Raw genomic sequence first — 18,070 nt, forward strand, 5'->3', positions numbered from 1 at the left:
CATGTCAAAAAAGATAAACGTACTGCTGGTGGATGACTCAGCGGTGGTTCGCCAGGTGTTACTGGCGATCCTCAGCGACACGCCGGACATCCACGTCATGGGCGCGGCGTCCGACCCGATTTTCGCCATGGACAAATTGGCCAAGGAATGGCCCGACGTGATCGTGCTGGACGTGGAAATGCCGCGAATGGACGGCATCACCTTCCTGAAGAAAATCATGAGCGAGCGCCCGACACCGGTGGTGATCTGCTCGTCCCTGACGCCCCGGGGAGCGGAAACCACCTTGCAGGCGATGGCCGCCGGCGCGGTGGAAATCATCACCAAGCCCACCACCGGCCTGAAGAACTTTCTATTGGAATCAGCGCCGGAACTGGTGTCGGCGATCCGCGCCGCCGCCCAGGTCAATGTGCGCAACCTGGGCAAGCGCCCTGCCCCGACTGCACTGACGCCGGCCACCAAACTCACCGCTGACGCCATGCTGCCCGCCGCCAATGGTCATGCCATGGCGCAGACCACCGAACGCATCGTCGCCCTCGGCACTTCCACCGGCGGCACCCAGGCCCTGGAAGCGGTTCTGACCGCCCTGCCGCGGGTGTGCCCGGGCATCGTCATCGTCCAGCACATGCCGGAAAAATTCACCGCCTCGTTCGCCGCCAGGCTTAACAGCCTGTGCCAGATCGAAGTGCGCGAAGCCCGCAACAACGACCGCATTCATCCCGGCCTGGCACTCATCGCCCCCGGTGGCAAACACATGATGGTGACCCGCAGCGGGGCGTTCTACCACGTGCAGGTGGTAGACGGCCCACTGGTCAACCGCCACCGTCCTTCAGTGGATGTGCTGTTCCGCTCAGTGGCCAAATTCGCCGGCCGCAACGCCACCGGCATCATCATGACCGGCATGGGCGACGACGGCGCCCGTGGCCTGAAGGAAATGCTCGACGCCGGCAGCAGCACCGTGGCCCAGGACGAAGCCAGCTGCGTGGTCTTCGGCATGCCCAAGGAAGCGATCAAACTCAACGCCGTACAGCGGGTGATGGGGTTGCATGAGATTGCGCAGGTGATTTTGCATAAGTAAGGAGCTGAGGACTGTTCCCCCGATCCACACAGAACTCATTGTGGGAGCAAGGCTTGCCCGCGATGGCATTGGCACATTCAACATGAATGCAAGCTGACCCACCGCTATCGCGAGCAAGCTTTGCTCCCACAAACAAATCCCCTTGCCACAAAACCAGTTGAGTTCACATCCATTCGCCCGACACACCAATCACCTGTGGCGAGGGGATTTATCCCCGCTGGCTGCGAAGCAGCCCAAGAGGCTTGCAGCTGATCGACCGGTGGATCGGGGGATGAGCTTTAGGGCTGCTTCGCTGCCCAACGGGGATAAATCCCCTCGCCACAGGGTTCGCTTCAGTATTGGGTTGCCTTGTCTGTGGGCCGGTGGCTACACCGGCGAAATCGTCGCCAGCACGCCGATCAAAAGGGTCAGTGCCAAAAACCCACCTAGAAAAATCGCCATCTTCGCCATGAGCACTCCTGAAGCAAAAAATTGCAGTACACGGGCGGTCTGATAGGCCAGCCGCGTAGCCATTCTGGGGTGGGAGCTGGGTGCATTACAGAGGCAGCTGTAACAGGAAAATACGGATCAGATGAAAACGCAGCCCTCGGCGCGGCTGTTCATGAACCGTCGCAACGTCAAGCAATACGCAAGTACCGTTACAACCACAGGCACTGACCCTTCGATATACCAAAGTATATTTTCCTGTCCCAAGTCATCGTGGCCATCTTTGAAGGCAACACTTAGTCTTGCCAGGCATTTAACGCACCCGCTCAAGTGCAATTAACTTCATGACTTCCAACGACCGCTAGTGAGGTCGCAGCCCTGGCTTTCAATCGTGTACACCGAGGTGATCAATGCGCCCTTCTTTCTCTGCGCCGGCAATTACTTCCTTTCCAAACAGGGGACAAGCCGTCGCCACCTCCTGGTGGGCAGATATAGCGTTACTCAGCATTCTGCTGCTCTTGGCTGCGTTCATAGGGTATGGCCTGGATCAAATGAGCCAACCCCTCGGCGTCCTTGATTCCTCGCCGTTGTCCCTTGACCTGGCCCACCTGCCGGAATACACCCTGCGCACCACGCTGCGCATGTTCATCGCCTTGTTCGCCTCATTTATCTTTTCTGTGGTCGTTGCCACTTTAGCCGCCAAAAGCCGCAAGGCGGCAATCGTTATCCTGCCCGCACTGGATATTCTCCAGTCGGTGCCAGTACTTGGTTTCCTTACATTCACCGTCGTGTTCTTCATGGGGCTCTTCCCCGGCAGGGAAACGGGCGTGGAATGCGCGGCGATCTTCGCCATTTTCACCAGCCAGGTCTGGAACATGACCTTCAGTTTCTATCAATCACTGAGAACCGTGCCGCACGACCTTTATGAAGTCAGCCGACAGTTCTCGTTTTCCCCGTGGCAACGGTTCATCAAGCTCGAGTTGCCCTTCGCCACACCGGGCCTGGTGTGGAACATGATGATGTCGATGTCGGGCGGCTGGTTTTTCGTGGTCGCTTCCGAGGCCATCACCGTTGGCAACACCACCGTCAGCCTGCCGGGTATCGGTTCATGGCTGGCACTGGCGATCGAGCAGCAAAATATCGCTGCGATTGCCTGGGCAGTCCTGGCCATGGTCGGGGTGATCATTGCGTATGACCTGCTGTTTTTCCGGCCGATCGTCGCCTGGGCGGACAAGTTTCGCTTCGAACAGACCGCCTCCCAGAAGCGCCCACGGTCCAGGGTTTACGATCTGCTGCGTTCGACGCGTCTTGTGCCCTGGGTGCTGCAAGCACTGACTGGCATCAAGGCCGCGTTATTTCTGGACAAGCTTCCCCGGCTGCCTCGGCTCGGCTTCAAGCCCAGTGCCCGCTTCAGCCGTGCATCCGAGGTGGTCTGGATCGTCCTGGTCGTCGCGGCCTGCATGATCGGCATCCTGCAATTGTCGCGCTTCATTGGCAGCACCCTGGGTTTGGAGGACGTGATCAGCACCTTTGGCCTGGGCCTGGCCACCCTGCTGCGAGTCGCCGTGCTGATCGTCCTGGCCAGCGTGCTTTGGGTGCCCATCGGTGTCTGGATCGGCTTGAACCCGCGCTGGGCCGAGCGCTTGCAGCCCGTCGCACAGTTGCTGGCGGCGTTCCCGGCCAACGTCCTGTTTCCGTTCGCGGTGATCGCCATCGTCGCCTTGAAGCTCAACCCGGATGTCTGGCTGTCACCGCTGATGATCCTCGGCACCCAGTGGTACATCCTGTTCAACGTAATCGCCGGAGCCAGCGCGTTACCCACCGATTTGCGCGAGGCGGCGCGCAGCTTCCACGTGCGCGGCTGGCAGTGGTGGCGCCAATTCGCCCTGCCCGGCATTTTCCCCTACTACATCACCGGCGCCCTCACCGCAGCGGGCGGCTCGTGGAACGCCAGCATCGTCGCCGAGGCAGTTTCCTGGGGCAACGAGCATCTCTACGCCTCCGGGCTGGGGTCCTATATCGCCCAGGCCACCGCGGCGGGGGATCTGCAACGGGTGGCGCTGGGGGTTTCGGTCATGTCGATTTTCGTGGTGGGTTTCAACCGGTTGCTATGGCGTCCGCTGTACGGTTTTGCCGAGCGTCGGCTTCGAATTGATTGAGGGTCAAGCAATGGAAGTGATAGACAAGCGTTGCCTCGTCGACGTGCAGCAACTGGGACACGTCTATGGCACGGCGGGCGGTGCCGAGCGAGTAGTGTTGGACAACGTCTGCATGCGCCTGGACGACGGGGAAATCGTCGGCCTGCTGGGGCGTTCGGGGTCTGGGAAGTCGACCCTGCTGCGCTCCATCGCGGGCCTGATTTCACCCACCACCGGCATGGTTGATTTTCCGGCCAATGCCCAAGGGGTTTCGAGCTCGGTACGCATGGTATTCCAGAGTTTCGCCCTGTTCCCCTGGCTGACCGTGCTGCAGAACGTCGAGATCGGCCTCGAGGCCCTGGACGTGGCAGCCCCGGAGCGCCGACGTCGGGCCTTGGCCGCCATCGATATGATCGGCCTTGATGGTTTCGAAAGCGCCTTCCCGAAAGAACTGTCAGGCGGCATGCGCCAACGCGTCGGCCTGGCTCGGGCCCTGGTGGTCGCCCCGGATGTGCTGTTGATGGACGAGCCGTTCTCCGCGCTCGACGTCTTGACCGCCGAAACCCTGCGCACCGACCTGCTGGATTTGTGGGGCGAAGGACGGATGCCGATCAAATCGATATTGATGGTCACCCATAACATCGAAGAAGCCGTGCTGATGTGTGATCGAATCCTGATTTTTTCCTCCAACCCGGGACGGGTCATGCAAGAAATCAGCGTGGACCTGCGTCAGCCGCGCAATCGCACGGACCCGGCCTTCCAAGCCTTGGTCGAACACATCTATGTGCAAATGGCCGGGGGAACGAATGCCGGTTCACCACGCCAGGGCATGTTTGCCGGCACCGGCATGGGCATGGTCTTGCCGGCGATTTCCACCAATGCCCTGGCCGGGCTGATCGAGGCGGTGCAGGCTCAGCCGTTTGCCGGCCAGGCGGATCTGCGCGAGCTTGCCGGGGTGTTGCGCTACACCGCCAGTGATTTGTTACCGGTGGCCGAGGTCCTGCAACTCATGCGTTTGGCCGACATGCAGGACGGCCACATGACACTGCTGCCAGCCGGGCAACGCTACGCCGACTCCACGGTGGATGAGCGCAAGCACCTGTTCGCCCAACACTTGCTTAAATACGTGCCGCTGGTGGGGCATATCCGCAGGGTGCTGGACGACCGCCCTACCCGCACGGCACCGGCCAGGCGTTTCCGCGATCAGCTGGAAGATTTCATGTCCGAGCACGACGCCGCCAATACCCTGGATTGCGTCACCCAATGGGGACGCTACGCCGAGTTGTTCGCCTATGACGAAGTGGCCGATCTGTTCAGCCTGGACAACCCATCCTGAGTGGGCGGTATAAACTGCGTGGATCAGTCCCGAGCGTTGGAGCGATGCGAGATGAACACCCAATGAGAAGCACCCGGATGACGCTTCGCCTGCTGCTGTTACTGGGGTTGGCGCTGGGCATTGCCGCGATCGACACCGTCACCGATCTGGAAATTGCGGTCGGGGTGTTCCAGATCGCCGTGGTGCTGATCGCCGTGCGGATCCTGCCGGCGCGCGCAGTGGCCGGCGTCTCGATCGTCTGCATGATATTGACGGTCCTGAGTTATCGGTTCACCCGTTTTGGCGACACCGAGGCCGGGCTGATCAATGTCTTGATCAGCCTTGCGGCGATCGCCGGCACGACGTATCTGGCGCTGCGCCTGTCCGCCGCGATCCGTACGGTGCATCAGACCCGTGCCCACCTGGCGCACATCACCCGCATCAACATGCTCGGCGAACTCGCCGCCTCGATTGCCCACGAGGTCAACCAGCCATTGGCTGCGGTGGCCACCAGCAGCGGCGCCTGCCTGCGCTGGATGGCCACCGAGCCGCCCAACCTGGCCAAAGCCCAGCAAGCGCTGGAGCGGATCATCGCCGACACCCATCGGGCCAGCGACATCATTGCCCGATTGCGCGGTATGGCCCGGCATCAAGCGCCGAGCAAGCAATGGCTGAACGTCGCTGACACGCTCAACGCCGCGCTGCGGCTGTTGACGGGAGAGCTAAACGAACAGAACGTCACCTTGCGCGTGCATGTCGAGGAAGGCCTGCCACCGATGCTCGCGGATGAGGTGCAGATCCAACAAGTCATCCTCAACCTGGCGATGAACGCGGTCGAGGCGATGCGTCAGGTAGACGTCGAGCGCCGGATCCTGCAATTTGATGTGGCGCTGGAGTCACGCCAGCAACTGTTGTTTTCGGTTTCCGACCAGGGCAGCGGTCTATCGCCAAGCGACCGAGAGCGAGTGTTCGAGGCCTTCTACAGCACCAAGCAGGATGGCATGGGGATGGGGTTGGCGATCAGCCGCTCAATCATCGAAGCCCATGACGGTCGTCTCTGGGCCTCAAGCGACCCACAGACCGGCGCGACCTTCCACTTCACCCTGCCAGCCGTTACAAGGGAATCCGATGAGCCAAACTGACATTCATGACCTTGCCGAGTCGATGATCTACATCGTCGACGATGACAGCTCAGTGCGCGAATCGCTGCAAGACCTGCTGGCCTCGGTGGGCCTGACGAGCCTGGCCTTCGGCTCGGCCCGTGAGTTCATGGACGCCGACCTGCCGGATGTCCCGGCGTGCCTGGTCCTCGATGTGCGGATGCCGGGTTTGAGCGGGCTGGATTTCCAACAGGAAATGTCCCGATTGAATATTCGCGTCCCGGTTGTGTTCATCACCGCCCATGGCGACATCCCCATGTCGGTCAAAGCCATGAAGGCCGGGGCCCTCGAATTCTTGACCAAGCCATTCCGTGAACAGGACCTGCTCGATGCAATCAGCCTGGGCCTGGGCCGTGACCGGGAACGGCGCAAGACTGCGGCACTGGTGGACGACTTGAAACGCCGTTATGCCGGACTGACTGACGGGGAACGGGATGTGATGGAGCTGGTGGTATCGGGGCTGCTGAACAAGCAAGTGGCCGCCCAGTTGGGTTTGAGCGAGGTGACCGTGAAAGTGCGGCGCGGCGCCTTGATGCGCAAGATGGACGCGGACTCGTTGGCGGCGCTGGTGAAGATGTCGGAAAAACTCAAGGACGCCAGCGGCGCATAGCCACTGATCGCCGATCACAGCTATCATGCCGTTCGCCCTGCCGATGGGCGATGTTGCAGCCCACCTCAAGGACTCAGGTATGAATCTTCTGCCGTCACGCGCCACCCTCCTCGTCTCCAGTCTCTTGTTCAGTTCGCTGTGCCTGGCCGAAGGCGAGCCAACCGACGGCAGCCTTATCAAGGACTCGACCAAGTCCGCCGTGTCTACGTTCATTACCGCCGGCAAGAACCTCTTGGGCGGTGTCAGCGAAGGCGTGCTCGATGGTCGCGAGTCGGTCCAGGGCACCGATGGCGCCGCGATCGTGGCCTCTGGTGAGCAAATGAAAGACCGCATCGCCATCGAGGTACTGAAACTGGAGCCCGGCGACGAAAACGTCACCGTCACCCTCGGCTTCAAGAACAGCACCGACACCCAACTGCGCCTGATCAACCTCGGCCAGACCGGCGTGCTGCTGGCCATCGACCAGGCGGGCTACGCCAACCGCCTCACCGGCCTGGACAACCCGGACGAAGTCACCATTCCGCCGAAGACCGCCGTGCGGCAGAAGTTCGTGTTTGAAGGCATGAACGAGGCGGTCAGCACCGTACGGGTGTGGGGGCAGGATTACTCGGTCAAGAAATAATGCACCCGCTCGTTCGGATGATCGTTCCTACGCTCCCGCGTGGGAATGCATCCCGTGACGCTCTGCGTCACCCTCCAGAAGCGGAACGCGGAGCGTCCCTGGCGGCATTCCCACGCAGAGCGTGAGGAACGATCGTTCGAAGTTGTAGGCATAACGCAACCTGTGGCGAGGGAATTTATCCCCGCTGGGCTGCGCAGCTGACCCAAAAACCGCGCAGCAGAACAAGGACTCATTGATAAACCCCCAGCTCAATCCGGACCAGATAATCCTCTACTACCTGAAAGCCCGGCGGGTTATCGATCAGCGCCAATGGCACCTGATCGTCCAGGTACGTGCAGGGCTTCCTCAACCAGTCTTCAGCCAACTGCTGGCAGCCGAAAACATTGGCGGCGTGCTCCAAGGCCTTGGCATATGGGATTTCAGGCATCGATCTGTCCTCACGATATAAAACAAAACTGAGCGTGCCGGATGCCACACGGAGCACCGAGACAACGCCAGATCGTAAGACCGGTGTTTCCGAAGGCCAACCCTAAAAAGTTGTCAGAGACTTCTGCGTTTTATCCCAAAACGGTCGCCTGTCCGTAGGACGCTGCTCCGTGGTCCCTCATCCAACGTCATTGCCTACATCCACGACAGAATCAACCGACTTTTGCCCCACTCCCCGGCTCAAGCCTCAACGCCAGCACACTCATCAACACAATCACCGCCCCAACAATAACCATCATTGACGGCCGCTCGGCCAGCACCAAAGAAGCCATCAACATCGCCGTCGGCGGTATCAGGTAAAGCGCCATGGAGGCGCGGCTCACGTTGCTGTGTGCCAACACGTAGGCCCAAGCAAGGTACGCCAGCGCGCTGGGAAAAATACCCAGGATCAACACCGCCAGATTCACCGAAGCCGAAGCCTGTCGCGCCGCGCTCAATATCCCCGGCGCGGAAATGAACAACAGGAGTGTGCCCGACCAGACGGTGTAACAAACCACGGTCAAACCGTCGTAGCGATGGGAATGGCGCTTTTGCAAAGAGAAATACAAACTCCAGGACAGCGCCGCCAGCAGGATCAATAGTCCATGGGCGTCCATGTCACCCACGCCACGATCCCCCGCGACGACCACGCCAGCGCCAAGCAAGCCGCACAGTACACAACCCCACTGCCAACCACTGACTCTATCCTTGAAGACAAAATGCGCCAGTAAGGTGCTGAACAAAGGCGTGGACTGGGCCAGCACACTGGCCGCCCCGGCACTGACGCCCCGCTGGCCGTAATTGAGGGCGATGTGATGCAGACTGACGGCAAAGAAACCCAACACCGCCAGCCATGGCAGATCCCTGAGACGCGGCAGGGAAATGCCCTTCACCATCGCGACAAGAGCCATGAACGCCGAAGCAATGAGAAACCGCATCAACGCCAGTTGACCGGGTTCGTAAGCCTGCAAGCCGATGCGAATGCCAATCGGCGAATAGGCCCAGCAAAGAATCACGAACATCGTCGCCAGGAAAATTTTCGCACCAGGTTTGCTGGAAGAATGTTCAAACGGCACACAACGCATTTCCATCGAGAGTTCCTGCTCACTGAGCGTCTGGCTGATTTGTCCCGAAGTATCGAAACCACCTCCAATCAGTACAAGTGACTTAAACTCAGCAAATCATTCACTTTTGGTGAGCTATGGAACTGTCCCAACTGCGCATGCTCAAGACGGTCTGCGACACCGGCAGCATCGCCCGTGCCGCGGAAGTGCTGCACTGCGTGCCGTCCAACATCACCGCCCGCCTCAAATCCCTGGAACGGGAGCTCGGCACGCCGTTGTTTTTCCGTGAAGGTCGCGGGCTGCGGGTCAGCCCGGCGGGCGAAGTGTTCCTGGAATACGCGACAAAAATACTGAACCTGACCGAAGAGGCCCGCCGCGCGGTAGCCCCTACCCGCGCGCCGAGCGGCCCGTTGCGCATTGGCGCGATCGAGTCCAGCGCCACGGGGCGCCTGCCTCAGTTGCTGGCCAGATACCACGCGCAATACCCGCAAGTGTCACTGGAGCTGAGCACGGGAACCTGGGCGCAGTTGCTGGACGATATCCAGCATCACCGGCTCGACGGCGCGATCGTGGCGGTAGACATAGAACGGCCTGGACTCAAGCGAGCCGTGATGTACCGTGAAGACCTGATGCTCATCGCCTCCGAATCTCACGGCCCATTGCGCAGCGCCGCAGATTTGCGAGGCAAGGCGATCTTCATGTGGCCCACGGGCTGCCCATACCGCTTGGCGCTGGAGCAATGGCTGCTGCGTCATGACCAAGTGCAACCGATCATCAGCATCGCCAGTTACGGCGCCATCGTTGGTTGCGTCAGTGCGGGTGCAGGTGTCTCGCTGGTGCCTCGGGGGATCTATGAGCAATACCGCCAGGGAGCGGGTTGGACGGGGTATGCATTCCCTGAGCTGGCGGGGATCGACAACCTGTTTTACTGGCATGAAAACGCTGGCCGGCATCCCGCCAGAGAGGCGTTTTTGACGATGTTGCAGACGGAGTTCGAAGGCTAGCCGCACCGACCTGCCCCGTGGCGAGGGGATTTAGCGAAACGTCGCACCACCGCCCCGCTGGACTGCGAAGCAGTCCCAAGATGCTTGCAGGTGATCGACTGGTAAATCGAGGTGTAAGCTTTAGTCGCATGCAAGCCCAAACCGCAGGATGACAGGGAGTCTATTTTGGAATTGGCACCACAGTTCGTCGTCCATGAAACCACCCATTGGCTAGTCAACCACCACTTGGTATCCACCCTGCCCGGCTATCTCATGCTCGGTTCCAAGACTCACGTAAACTCATTGGCACAATTGCCCGACGCTGCGCTCGCAGAGCTGGGTGGTCTGATGGCAAACATCCAGCGCACTCTCGAAACACAACTGAACCCCAAATGGCTTTACATCAGCCGATTCGGCCACGATCCCCGCTACCCCATCCACTTCCATTTCATCCCGGTGTACGACTGGGTCGAGCAGTTGTTTTGGAAAGATTCGCGATACAGGCTGCTGGAAACCTTTGCGACACAAGAGAACGCCCAGGCACTAACCGACGGCGCAGAGCTGACATTATTCATTTGGCGTGAATTCGGTGAGAGCCCTACGCCACCGACGATCCAAGGGCCCTCTATCAGCCAGGTGATTGAAAGTCTGCGCGAGTCGTTCAAGACTCCTGAAACCCCTGAAGACTGCTCTATCCGCTCAAAACCAGAGACAGGTCCGGGTATCTGGCGCAGATGAAGTCCACGAATGCGCGAACCTTTGGAGGCGCAAGGCGCCTGGAGGTATGCAGAACCCAGAGCGCGGGTTCTGCGCCCGACACCGTGCCCCACTGGACCAACTCGCCACGGGCAAGCTGACTCCCGGCGATGGATTGTGGAATCAGGGCAGCACCGCCACCGGCGACAGCGGCATCGCGAACCATCAGCAACGAGGAAAATCGCAGCTTCGGGATCGGCTCCAGAACCAGTTGTCCGTCATCGAGACGCCATTGAGTGGGCTGGAACGTCGACGTCACGATGGCGGGAACGGCACTGACCGCGCCGGGCATGGGCTTGGGTATGTGAGGCGCTGCCACGACGACCAACCGGTCCTTGGCAAAACACCGGCCGACCAGATTGCTGTCCGGGCTCGGGTTGATCCGAATCGCGACGTCGAACTGTTCCTCCACCAGATCCACCATGCGATCTTCCGCCACGACTTCAATTTCGACCTCCGGGTAGGCCGCGCAGAATTCGGCCCCGATGCGACCCATCGCGAGTTGGGAGAACAGGACCGGGGCAGCCACTCGCAAGCGACCACGAGGTGTCGAAACACCCTCGCGGGCCGCCGTCATGGCTTCGGCGACTTCACTCAGCGGGCCTTCAGTTCGAGACACCAGTCTCTCGCCAGCTTCGGTGAGTTTCAGACCGCGGGCGCTGCGCTCGATCAGCCTCACACCCAGTTGCTCCTCCAGGTCGGACATTCGGCGCGACAGGGTGGCTTTGGAAATACCGCTGGCGCGGCTGGCCTTCCCCAGCCCCTCGTTGGAGGCGACGAGGAGGAAATCGATCAGCGCGTTCAGATTCATGGTGTTCCATTTTTGAAACGATGTGTCTGGATTCTGGCGTCTTCGTTTTCCAAGTGCAACGGAATACCGTCTCGACATCGAAGCTTGATCCGATGAACACCGTTAACACGCTGTACTGATCCGCCTCCACGACGGCACTGACGCATGTCGTCGCGAACCCCAAAATCCCATGCAGGAGTTTCAAAAATGAGCATTCTCGTCATCGGTGCCACGGGCACTATTGGTTCACTCGTCACCCAAGGCCTGGCTGACGCGGCCGCCGAGGTCAAGGCGCTCGTACGCCAGGCAGGCAAGCGGGAGTTTCCGGCCGGCGTCACTGAAGTTGTCGCGGACCTCACCGATGTCACCTCGATGCGCGCTGCGCTGTCGTCGGTGCGTACGCTGTTCCTGCTCAATGCCGTCACGCCCGATGAGGTCACCCAGGCCCTCATCACCTTGAACCTCGCTCGCGAGGCTGGCATCGAGCGCATCGTTTATCTGTCGGTGATCCATGCCGATACGTTCACCAACGTTCCGCACTTCACCGGCAAGCATACGGTCGAGCGCATGATCGAAAGCCTCGACCTCCCCGCCACCATCCTGCGCCCGGCGTATTTCATGCAGAACGACCGCATGGTCCAACAGACGATCCAGGATTACTCGGTCTACCCGATGCCAATCGGTTCGGCGGGCGTCTCGATGATTGATGCACGCGATATCGCTGACGTCGCCGTGGCCGAGTTGTTGCGACGCGACAGGAGCTCTTGCGCGCTGGATCGGATCACGCTGGAGTTGATCGGGCCGCAAGCGCTGACCGGTGTCTCCGTGGCGAAGATCTGGAGCGCAGCCCTGGGTCGCGAAATCGCCTATGGGGGTGATGACGTAGTCGCTTTCGAAGGGCAACTAGCTGCGTACGGTCCCGCCTGGCTGGCGTATGACATGCGCTTGATGATGACGGGGATTCAAGCCTTCGGCATGCAGGCCGCCGAAGGGACGGTGGAACGACTCCAGACCCTCATTGGCCACCCGCTACGCACCTATGAAGACTTCGTGCGCGAGGCCGTTGCCGGAGTTTGAATAGCCATGGCAAAGGGGGCGGATTAGCCAACTGCCCCCTGCCTCGGCGAAACCGTCAGTAAAGCGTGCTCGCAATGCGCCCTGGCAAGGCCTTGTCGTAAGCGTCGCCATCTACTTTCGAGGGGCAGATGCGTTTGAACACCTCGCCCGCTGTGGGCAGTGCGCTGCGTTCGATCTGCCGCGTCGCATCCCACAGCCCCGCCCGGATCACAGCCCTGCTGCACTGGAAGTAAACGCTGGCTACGGTGATCTCCAGCACCGTTCGAGGGAGTTGCCCATTCACCGCGAACCGAGCCAACAGTGCTGGCTCGACCGATATCCTGGCCGTGCCGTTCACGCGCAAGGTTTCCCCTACGCCAGGCACGAGAAAGAGCAGCGCAACCCGGGGATCCTCAACGATGTTGCGCAGCGAATCGATGCGGTTGTTGCCACGGCGGTCGGGCAAATACAACGTCTTGCTGTCGTGGACATGAACGAACCCGGCCGCGTCGCCCCGCGGGGAGGCATCCAGCCCTCCGGGGCCTGAGGAAGCGAGGATCACAAAGGAAGCAGCCTCTATGAAGGGCTGGTAAACCGGATGGATATGGTCGACTTCCTTGAGAATCGAGGGCGCCGCGACGGGGCCGTAAAGGCTTTCCAGCGCTTGTGCGGTGGTGATGTAGGCGCTGCTGTCGTTGTCGCGCTCCATGCTCATCTCCTCTGTAGATGTCTGAAAAATCGCATTCAGGGATTGGATTTCATCCGGCCCTGGATCGCCGTGCGCAGGCAACCCCAGGCGATGACGCCGACGATCAACACCTCGGCGATGCCCACAAACAGGTTGAGTGAAAAGCTCAACGGTTGCTCGGTCCAGTAGAAGGTCGTCGAGCGATAGCCACCGACACGCAGCCGCCCGGCAAACAGAGCCGGCACCAATGCGATGACCTGGCTCAGCTCCAGCACAGCCAGAAAGGTGCCCACCAGCATGAGCAAGGCGCGCGCGGGAATGCCGAACTTCTCGGTCGGCTCAGGCGCTGGCGTGGCCCTCTTTCCTCGTCGCTGCCTGGCTTCCCTCACCGCCTTACCGCTAGTGGGCGCTGGGGCAGGCCTATAGGGTGCCTTCACATCAGGCGCCACCCCCTCGACGACCTCGGTGGGCACCGCCACGTTCAGGTAGTCGGCCAGCTCACGCAGCCATAAGTCGGTGCGTTGACTTCCCGGCACGACCGGAACGTTGTCGCTGGTCAAGCGGTGCGCGGTGCCGTCGCGCAGCATCAACCACAACTGGGCGTGGGCTCGCTCAGCCTGTGGACGGCGGCGAAGTTCGAGGTATTTGGCGGCATCGATCCGAAAGACCGACTGCACCCGCTCGCGGCGTCCGAAAAAGTTTCGAGTGAGACGCTTGCCCTCGCCGTCGACTCGCGACAACACCAAGGTCTCGCGGATGCCGGTGTAAACCAGCAGTAAAAGGCCAAGGGCAGGAATCAGCAGCAGCCCGAGAACAATCAGCAGAGAGGATAGCGGATCCGCGTCAGCCAACGGCGAGAGACCATCAGCCATCGCAAACACGGCGAACGCCACCGGCAAGATGAAGGCCAACGCGCCCGTCAGCAGCACGAATATGCTCTGCACCCGATTGCGCGAGTGGATGTGCAGGTCATCCTGCGCGGTGCGCTCGAACCGATATCCAATCAACATGCAAGCCTCCTGGTGCGCCGCTTTTCAGACCGTTCGAGGGGCTGAGACAGGCGATTTGCATGCCGCAAGCCGGGATGGTGTTTGAGGGCGGAGAATACCTGATGTCGGGAGGCTTGGGGGTTGGGGCTGAGTTCGAAGGCTAGCCACACCACCCTCCCCTGTGGCGAGGGAATTTAGCGAAACGTCGCACCGCCCTCTGGCCGGCGAAGCCGACCGCAAACCAACACCACGGTCGATCTGTCGATGGTTTGAATAAGTCGATTCGACCCTGTCAGATCCCTCCGGCAAAAAACGATCGCAGCTCCTACGAAGCTTTAGGAACACGTCACCTTCCCCGCCCAATCCGACAAAACCTATAGTGATGCCTATCGCTCAATGGCGATCAGGTTTGGCGACCTGAGGATCGAGTGCGAAAGTACTGCGTTTTTTGCAGAGGCTTTGGCACACTTGCACGGCTGCCCGTTACGGCAGTTGTGCGTGGGAGACCTTCGGGTCTGCCGGTTTCCGATCCCGGTTCGCCAACCTGCGTACAACTGCCACCTAATTGTTTGGCGACGATTGAGTGGTTAAAACCTCATTAGATCGGAGTTTTGAACATGGAAAGATACGTCCCTATCACCGGCATCGACTGCACTCCCGCCTCCCTCCTCATTGATACTCAAGCCCCGCTGGACGTCCTGCATGCAACCGCTGATTACCGCATCCGAGTAGTGACTCAGGTATTGGAGAACATTGCGTTTCGCTCTGAAATTGCCAGTGATACGGTGGTGCTTTCGGACTTTGCACAGCTTTTGGTGATTCCGTTGCGTGATGGGTGTGATTTGCTGGAGGTGATTGGTCGGCGGCTTCAGGCGCAGGTTGAAAGCTAAGAGAACTACGGGTGCCTAAAAAGCACCCGTTTTTGCTTCTTCGAGTAAGTGGTTCGAGCCTTTGGACTTTGCCTTCGGGAGTTAGCTTTTTTCAGTTTCTGCCAGCAATTACGGGCAGCGGTCGGCCAGAGCAGGCGCTCGTAGTCTACTCAAACTATATGAAAGACAATCTGGACGGCTCACGCACCGACATGGAATCCTTGGCTCACGCAATCCTTCTTTTAGCAGAGTCAACCTCCATGCTTATGCAGCTTCTGACTAGCCTCCTGCCTTCCATCACAACCCAAAATACAAAGGTTCATCTTGCGCAGCACAATGGGCATGAACACCCCATGGAAGTATACCTTGCAGGCAATTTCGACGATTGGCAGTCGTGGCAGTCCCGAAGGAATTTCCAATGCGAGTACGTGATAGGTCTGGTCGAGCTACCCGGCACCAAAAGATGGTTACTGGCGGGCGTTTACGACTCACTCAAAGTCAACGAGTCGAAGGGAGGTAAAGAGAATCGTGATTTCGTGTACGACTACCGTCGTGTACCTGAGTTTGTCGAGCTGGAAGGACGCTTGATACTCGACTACACGAAGCCGCGAGGGAACTACCTCTGGCTGGAAACATGCCTGAAAAGCATGGTTGTATCCTCGATACTGGAAAAACCTATGACGGTTGGCCCATTCCCCGGCTTCAAGGAAGTAGATATATCCCATCGGGAACTCAAACTCATCGTCAAGCAAGGTCTAGAGTCATGGCAGACAGCGCTTTCCAGCGTTGCAGGCGTGTACCTCATCTCTGACCGTACCGAAGGCGAGTATCAGCTCTACGTAGGCTCCGCGACCGGAACAGGCGGTTTGTGGGACCGCTGGGTTAACTACTCCAACAACGGGCACGGTGGCAACACCCGCATACGAGACCTGCACACTAAGCGTGGCGACAATTTCGCGGAGAATTTCAGGTTCAGCATCCTCGAAATCGCCGACAAGCACACAGGGAAGGATGAAATGATGCAGAAGGAAATCCACTGGAAACGCCGCCTTCTGACCCGCGACAGCGGTTTGAACGGAAACTGAGGGGGCGGAAGCTTCTGTCTGTAGCGGACGGCTTGGGGTATCTCATGAGTATCTGGGTACATCACGAAATTGGAGAACCCATCTATCGGAGAGATTGCCGGACAGTGCAGCTTCTGTAACGGGCGCCTCGTTCAATCACAAATCGGGGATCGCTGGGCCGTAATATCAAGGGACCGAAAAGGGGATTTATTTATAGGGCATGTCCGCTCTTGGCCGAATTCCGCCGGTCATAATGGGCTTATACCGACTCATAGCTACCGGTCACCCAAGGTAATTTCAGGTCAGCGATGGCCGTCGCAGCCTTTCAATACCCGCTCCTGCGCGAGTACCGTCTAGCCAGTTATAGCTTTTTCTTAATAGCTTCGATAGCTGCCACATAAGCATCATTGCCGATCCCGACTTGGCCCCACACCTCACGCTCTTCTCCGCCTTGACGGTCATATTGTTCATCAGCATCCCAAAGCGTGAGAATCTGGTTCGGAAAGCAGTACTCGTACCGGTCGAACTCATGAGGGCCGGAATCGTCCGAGGCAGCCATTAGCGAAAACAATTCAGTCGCAGATATAGCAAAAACATCCACCCCTCTAAACGTGAAGTTGAGCTGAGAGTTTCCAGAGACGCCTATAAACTGGACTTCATCGCCAGGGCCGTACTCAAGCTGGATGGAAGCTTCGCAGAAATAATCGACGCGGCCGTAGGATCGTTCAAGCGGGAATCCATTCACAGACATTGCTTCCCTTGCTGCTGCGCGTGAAGCGCCAAGCCGTGCGGGGCCGATTGCTTCCAGCGGCAAAATTTCGAAAACAGGCATCCACAGTGCTTCCTGAAAATGAACAACGTAATCATTAATCGGGAGCGATTTCAACCTGCTAAAGCGTTGTTCCCGAAGACCGCTTCTGGCCGAAATCGGCTATGGCTCCCGATTGCTCCAATGACGCAGCCCACCCACCGATAGCACATGACTACTTGCTTAATGCGACCTGCCTCACCACATCGCAAGAATCAACTGCCCCTCTCACATCCGATGATGCTCCAGCAAAAAATCCACAAACAGCCGCACCCGCGCCGGCATTGCCGAGCCCCCTACGAACACCGCATGAATCGGTTCCCGGTCGCCGGGGTTCCAGGCTTCCAGCAGCGGTATCAGGTCGCCGCGCTGCAGGTCCTCGCTCACGGTGAACTCGCCAATACGCGCAATGCCGGCACCTACTCGCGCGAGTTGTGCCAGGGCTTCGCCACTGCTGCATTCGATGTTGCCGCTGACCTTCAGGGAGAACTCTCGTCCGTCGCGAATGAACGGCCAGTTGGGTTCGGCACGTCGGAAGTTGAAGCGTAGGCAGTTGTGCCGTAGCAGGTCTTCCGGTTCCTGGGGGGTGCCGTGGCGCTGCAGATATTCGGGCGATGCCACCACTACCTGGCCGGTGTCGCCGATCCTGCGCGCGGTCAGTGGGCTGTCGGGCAGATGGCCGAAGCGTACCGCCACGTCGGCCTGGCCGCCGAGAATGTCGACCACTTCGTCGCCGAGGGTGAGGTCGACGACGATGTTCGGGTAACGGGCGCTGAATGCTGCCACCAAGGGAACGATGGCCAGCCGTCCATGACCAAGGGCGGCGCTGACCCGCAAACGGCCCCTGGGTACGCCCTGGTCGGCGATGGCTTCTTCGACCTCGGCCATGTCGGCCAGGATACGTCGGGCGCCGCGCAGGAACGCCTCACCCTCGGCGGTGAAAGTGATCGCTCGGGTGGTGCGCAACAGCAGGCGGGTGCCAAGACGCTGTTCGGTCCGGGCGATGATCCGGCTGACCGCCGAGGGCGTCAGCCCCAGTGCACGCGCGGCGGCCGACAGGCTGCCCTCCCGTGCCACGGTGACGAACACGTCCATTTCACCTGACCTGCCGTTGAAGTCCATTTGTGCCTCTTACGCAAAGGTTATTGCCAAAAACGCTATCTACCGCCTGAAAAGGTTGGATCGTAGCATT

Annotated in this window: 18 protein-coding genes; 11 read left to right on the top strand and 7 right to left on the bottom strand. The window is 59.6% G+C overall.

Going from position 1 to position 18,070, the window contains the following annotated elements:
- Position 1: 1 nt before the first annotated feature.
- The 6 genes from AC30D9_RS23470 (at position 2) to AC30D9_RS23495 (ending at position 7,346) form a co-directional block, all read left to right on the top strand.
- Positions 2–1,075 (top strand): protein-glutamate methylesterase/protein-glutamine glutaminase, encoded by a 1,074-nt coding sequence (locus AC30D9_RS23470; protein WP_134923845.1) that lies wholly within the window; start codon positions 2–4, stop codon positions 1,073–1,075.
- A gap of 836 nt (positions 1,076–1,911) precedes the next feature.
- Positions 1,912–3,660, top strand: a complete 1,749-nt coding sequence (locus AC30D9_RS23475) for an ABC transporter permease (protein WP_490144950.1) — start codon at positions 1,912–1,914, stop codon at positions 3,658–3,660.
- Between the two features lie 10 nt (positions 3,661–3,670).
- Positions 3,671–4,975, top strand: a complete 1,305-nt coding sequence (locus AC30D9_RS23480) for an ABC transporter ATP-binding protein (RefSeq protein ID WP_134923842.1) — start codon at positions 3,671–3,673, stop codon at positions 4,973–4,975.
- 77 nt (positions 4,976–5,052) lie between these two features.
- Positions 5,053–6,096 (top strand): sensor histidine kinase, encoded by a 1,044-nt coding sequence (locus AC30D9_RS23485; RefSeq protein ID WP_490144951.1) that lies wholly within the window; start codon positions 5,053–5,055, stop codon positions 6,094–6,096.
- Positions 6,083–6,724: a response regulator transcription factor gene (locus AC30D9_RS23490; protein WP_490144952.1), complete on the top strand. Its 642-nt coding sequence runs from the start codon at positions 6,083–6,085 to the stop codon at positions 6,722–6,724. The genes AC30D9_RS23485 and AC30D9_RS23490 overlap by 14 nt, the downstream gene beginning before the upstream one ends.
- A gap of 79 nt (positions 6,725–6,803) precedes the next feature.
- Entirely contained in the window at positions 6,804–7,346 is a 543-nt protein-coding gene (locus AC30D9_RS23495) for a hypothetical protein (protein ID WP_307571103.1), read from the top strand.
- 229 nt (positions 7,347–7,575) lie between these two features.
- On the opposite strand, the gene AC30D9_RS23500 is transcribed toward AC30D9_RS23495, so the two are convergent.
- Both AC30D9_RS23500 and AC30D9_RS23505 read right to left on the bottom strand, forming a co-directional pair.
- Complete coding sequence (locus AC30D9_RS23500) at positions 7,576–7,773, bottom strand: antitoxin Xre/MbcA/ParS toxin-binding domain-containing protein (RefSeq protein ID WP_490144953.1); 198 nt, start codon at positions 7,771–7,773, stop codon at positions 7,576–7,578.
- Between the two features lie 211 nt (positions 7,774–7,984).
- A complete protein-coding gene (locus AC30D9_RS23505; RefSeq protein ID WP_490144954.1) occupies positions 7,985–8,902 on the bottom strand; it encodes a DMT family transporter in 918 nt (305 codons plus the stop codon).
- Between the two features lie 110 nt (positions 8,903–9,012).
- On the opposite strand from AC30D9_RS23505, the gene AC30D9_RS23510 reads away from it, so the two are divergent.
- Positions 9,013–9,879: a LysR family transcriptional regulator gene (locus AC30D9_RS23510; RefSeq protein ID WP_307571105.1), complete on the top strand. Its 867-nt coding sequence runs from the start codon at positions 9,013–9,015 to the stop codon at positions 9,877–9,879.
- Between the two features lie 165 nt (positions 9,880–10,044).
- Entirely contained in the window at positions 10,045–10,596 is a 552-nt protein-coding gene (locus tag AC30D9_RS23515; RefSeq protein WP_307571106.1) for an HIT family protein, read from the top strand.
- Here AC30D9_RS23515 and AC30D9_RS23520 read toward each other — a convergent pair.
- Positions 10,550–11,425: a LysR family transcriptional regulator gene (locus tag AC30D9_RS23520; RefSeq protein ID WP_490144955.1), complete on the bottom strand. Its 876-nt coding sequence runs from the start codon at positions 11,423–11,425 to the stop codon at positions 10,550–10,552. The two genes, AC30D9_RS23515 and AC30D9_RS23520, sit on opposite strands and share 47 nt — an antisense overlap.
- A 186-nt stretch (positions 11,426–11,611) precedes the next feature.
- On the opposite strand from AC30D9_RS23520, the gene AC30D9_RS23525 reads away from it, so the two are divergent.
- Entirely contained in the window at positions 11,612–12,481 is an 870-nt protein-coding gene (locus AC30D9_RS23525; RefSeq protein WP_307571108.1) for an NmrA family NAD(P)-binding protein, read from the top strand.
- A 55-nt stretch (positions 12,482–12,536) separates the two neighbouring features.
- Here the strand turns inward: AC30D9_RS23525 and AC30D9_RS23530 are convergent, their stop codons facing one another.
- The gene (locus AC30D9_RS23530) at positions 12,537–13,169 is read right to left on the bottom strand and encodes a pyridoxamine 5'-phosphate oxidase family protein (RefSeq protein ID WP_490144956.1); all 633 of its coding nucleotides are present in this window, start codon (positions 13,167–13,169) and stop codon (positions 12,537–12,539) included.
- Between the two features lie 35 nt (positions 13,170–13,204).
- Complete coding sequence (locus AC30D9_RS23535; RefSeq protein WP_490144957.1) at positions 13,205–14,158, bottom strand: hypothetical protein; 954 nt, start codon at positions 14,156–14,158, stop codon at positions 13,205–13,207.
- Between the two features lie 596 nt (positions 14,159–14,754).
- Between AC30D9_RS23535 and AC30D9_RS23540 the strand changes: the two genes are divergently transcribed.
- Positions 14,755–15,027, top strand: coding sequence for a hypothetical protein (locus AC30D9_RS23540; protein WP_107322763.1), 273 nt, complete (start codon positions 14,755–14,757; stop codon positions 15,025–15,027).
- Between the two features lie 11 nt (positions 15,028–15,038).
- Positions 15,039–16,091 carry a GIY-YIG nuclease family protein gene (locus AC30D9_RS23545; protein ID WP_245150916.1) on the top strand — a complete coding sequence of 351 codons (1,053 nt, stop codon included), beginning with the start codon at positions 15,039–15,041 and terminating at the stop codon, positions 16,089–16,091.
- A gap of 340 nt (positions 16,092–16,431) precedes the next feature.
- Here the strand turns inward: AC30D9_RS23545 and AC30D9_RS23550 are convergent, their stop codons facing one another.
- Positions 16,432–16,902, bottom strand: coding sequence for a hypothetical protein (locus tag AC30D9_RS23550; protein WP_134923820.1), 471 nt, complete (start codon positions 16,900–16,902; stop codon positions 16,432–16,434).
- 204 nt (positions 16,903–17,106) lie between these two features.
- Positions 17,107–18,000 carry a LysR family transcriptional regulator gene (locus AC30D9_RS23555; protein WP_025569634.1) on the bottom strand — a complete coding sequence of 298 codons (894 nt, stop codon included), beginning with the start codon at positions 17,998–18,000 and terminating at the stop codon, positions 17,107–17,109.
- Positions 18,001–18,070: the final 70 nt, after the last annotated feature.

This window comes from Pseudomonas sp. DF11, assembly GCF_058148565.1.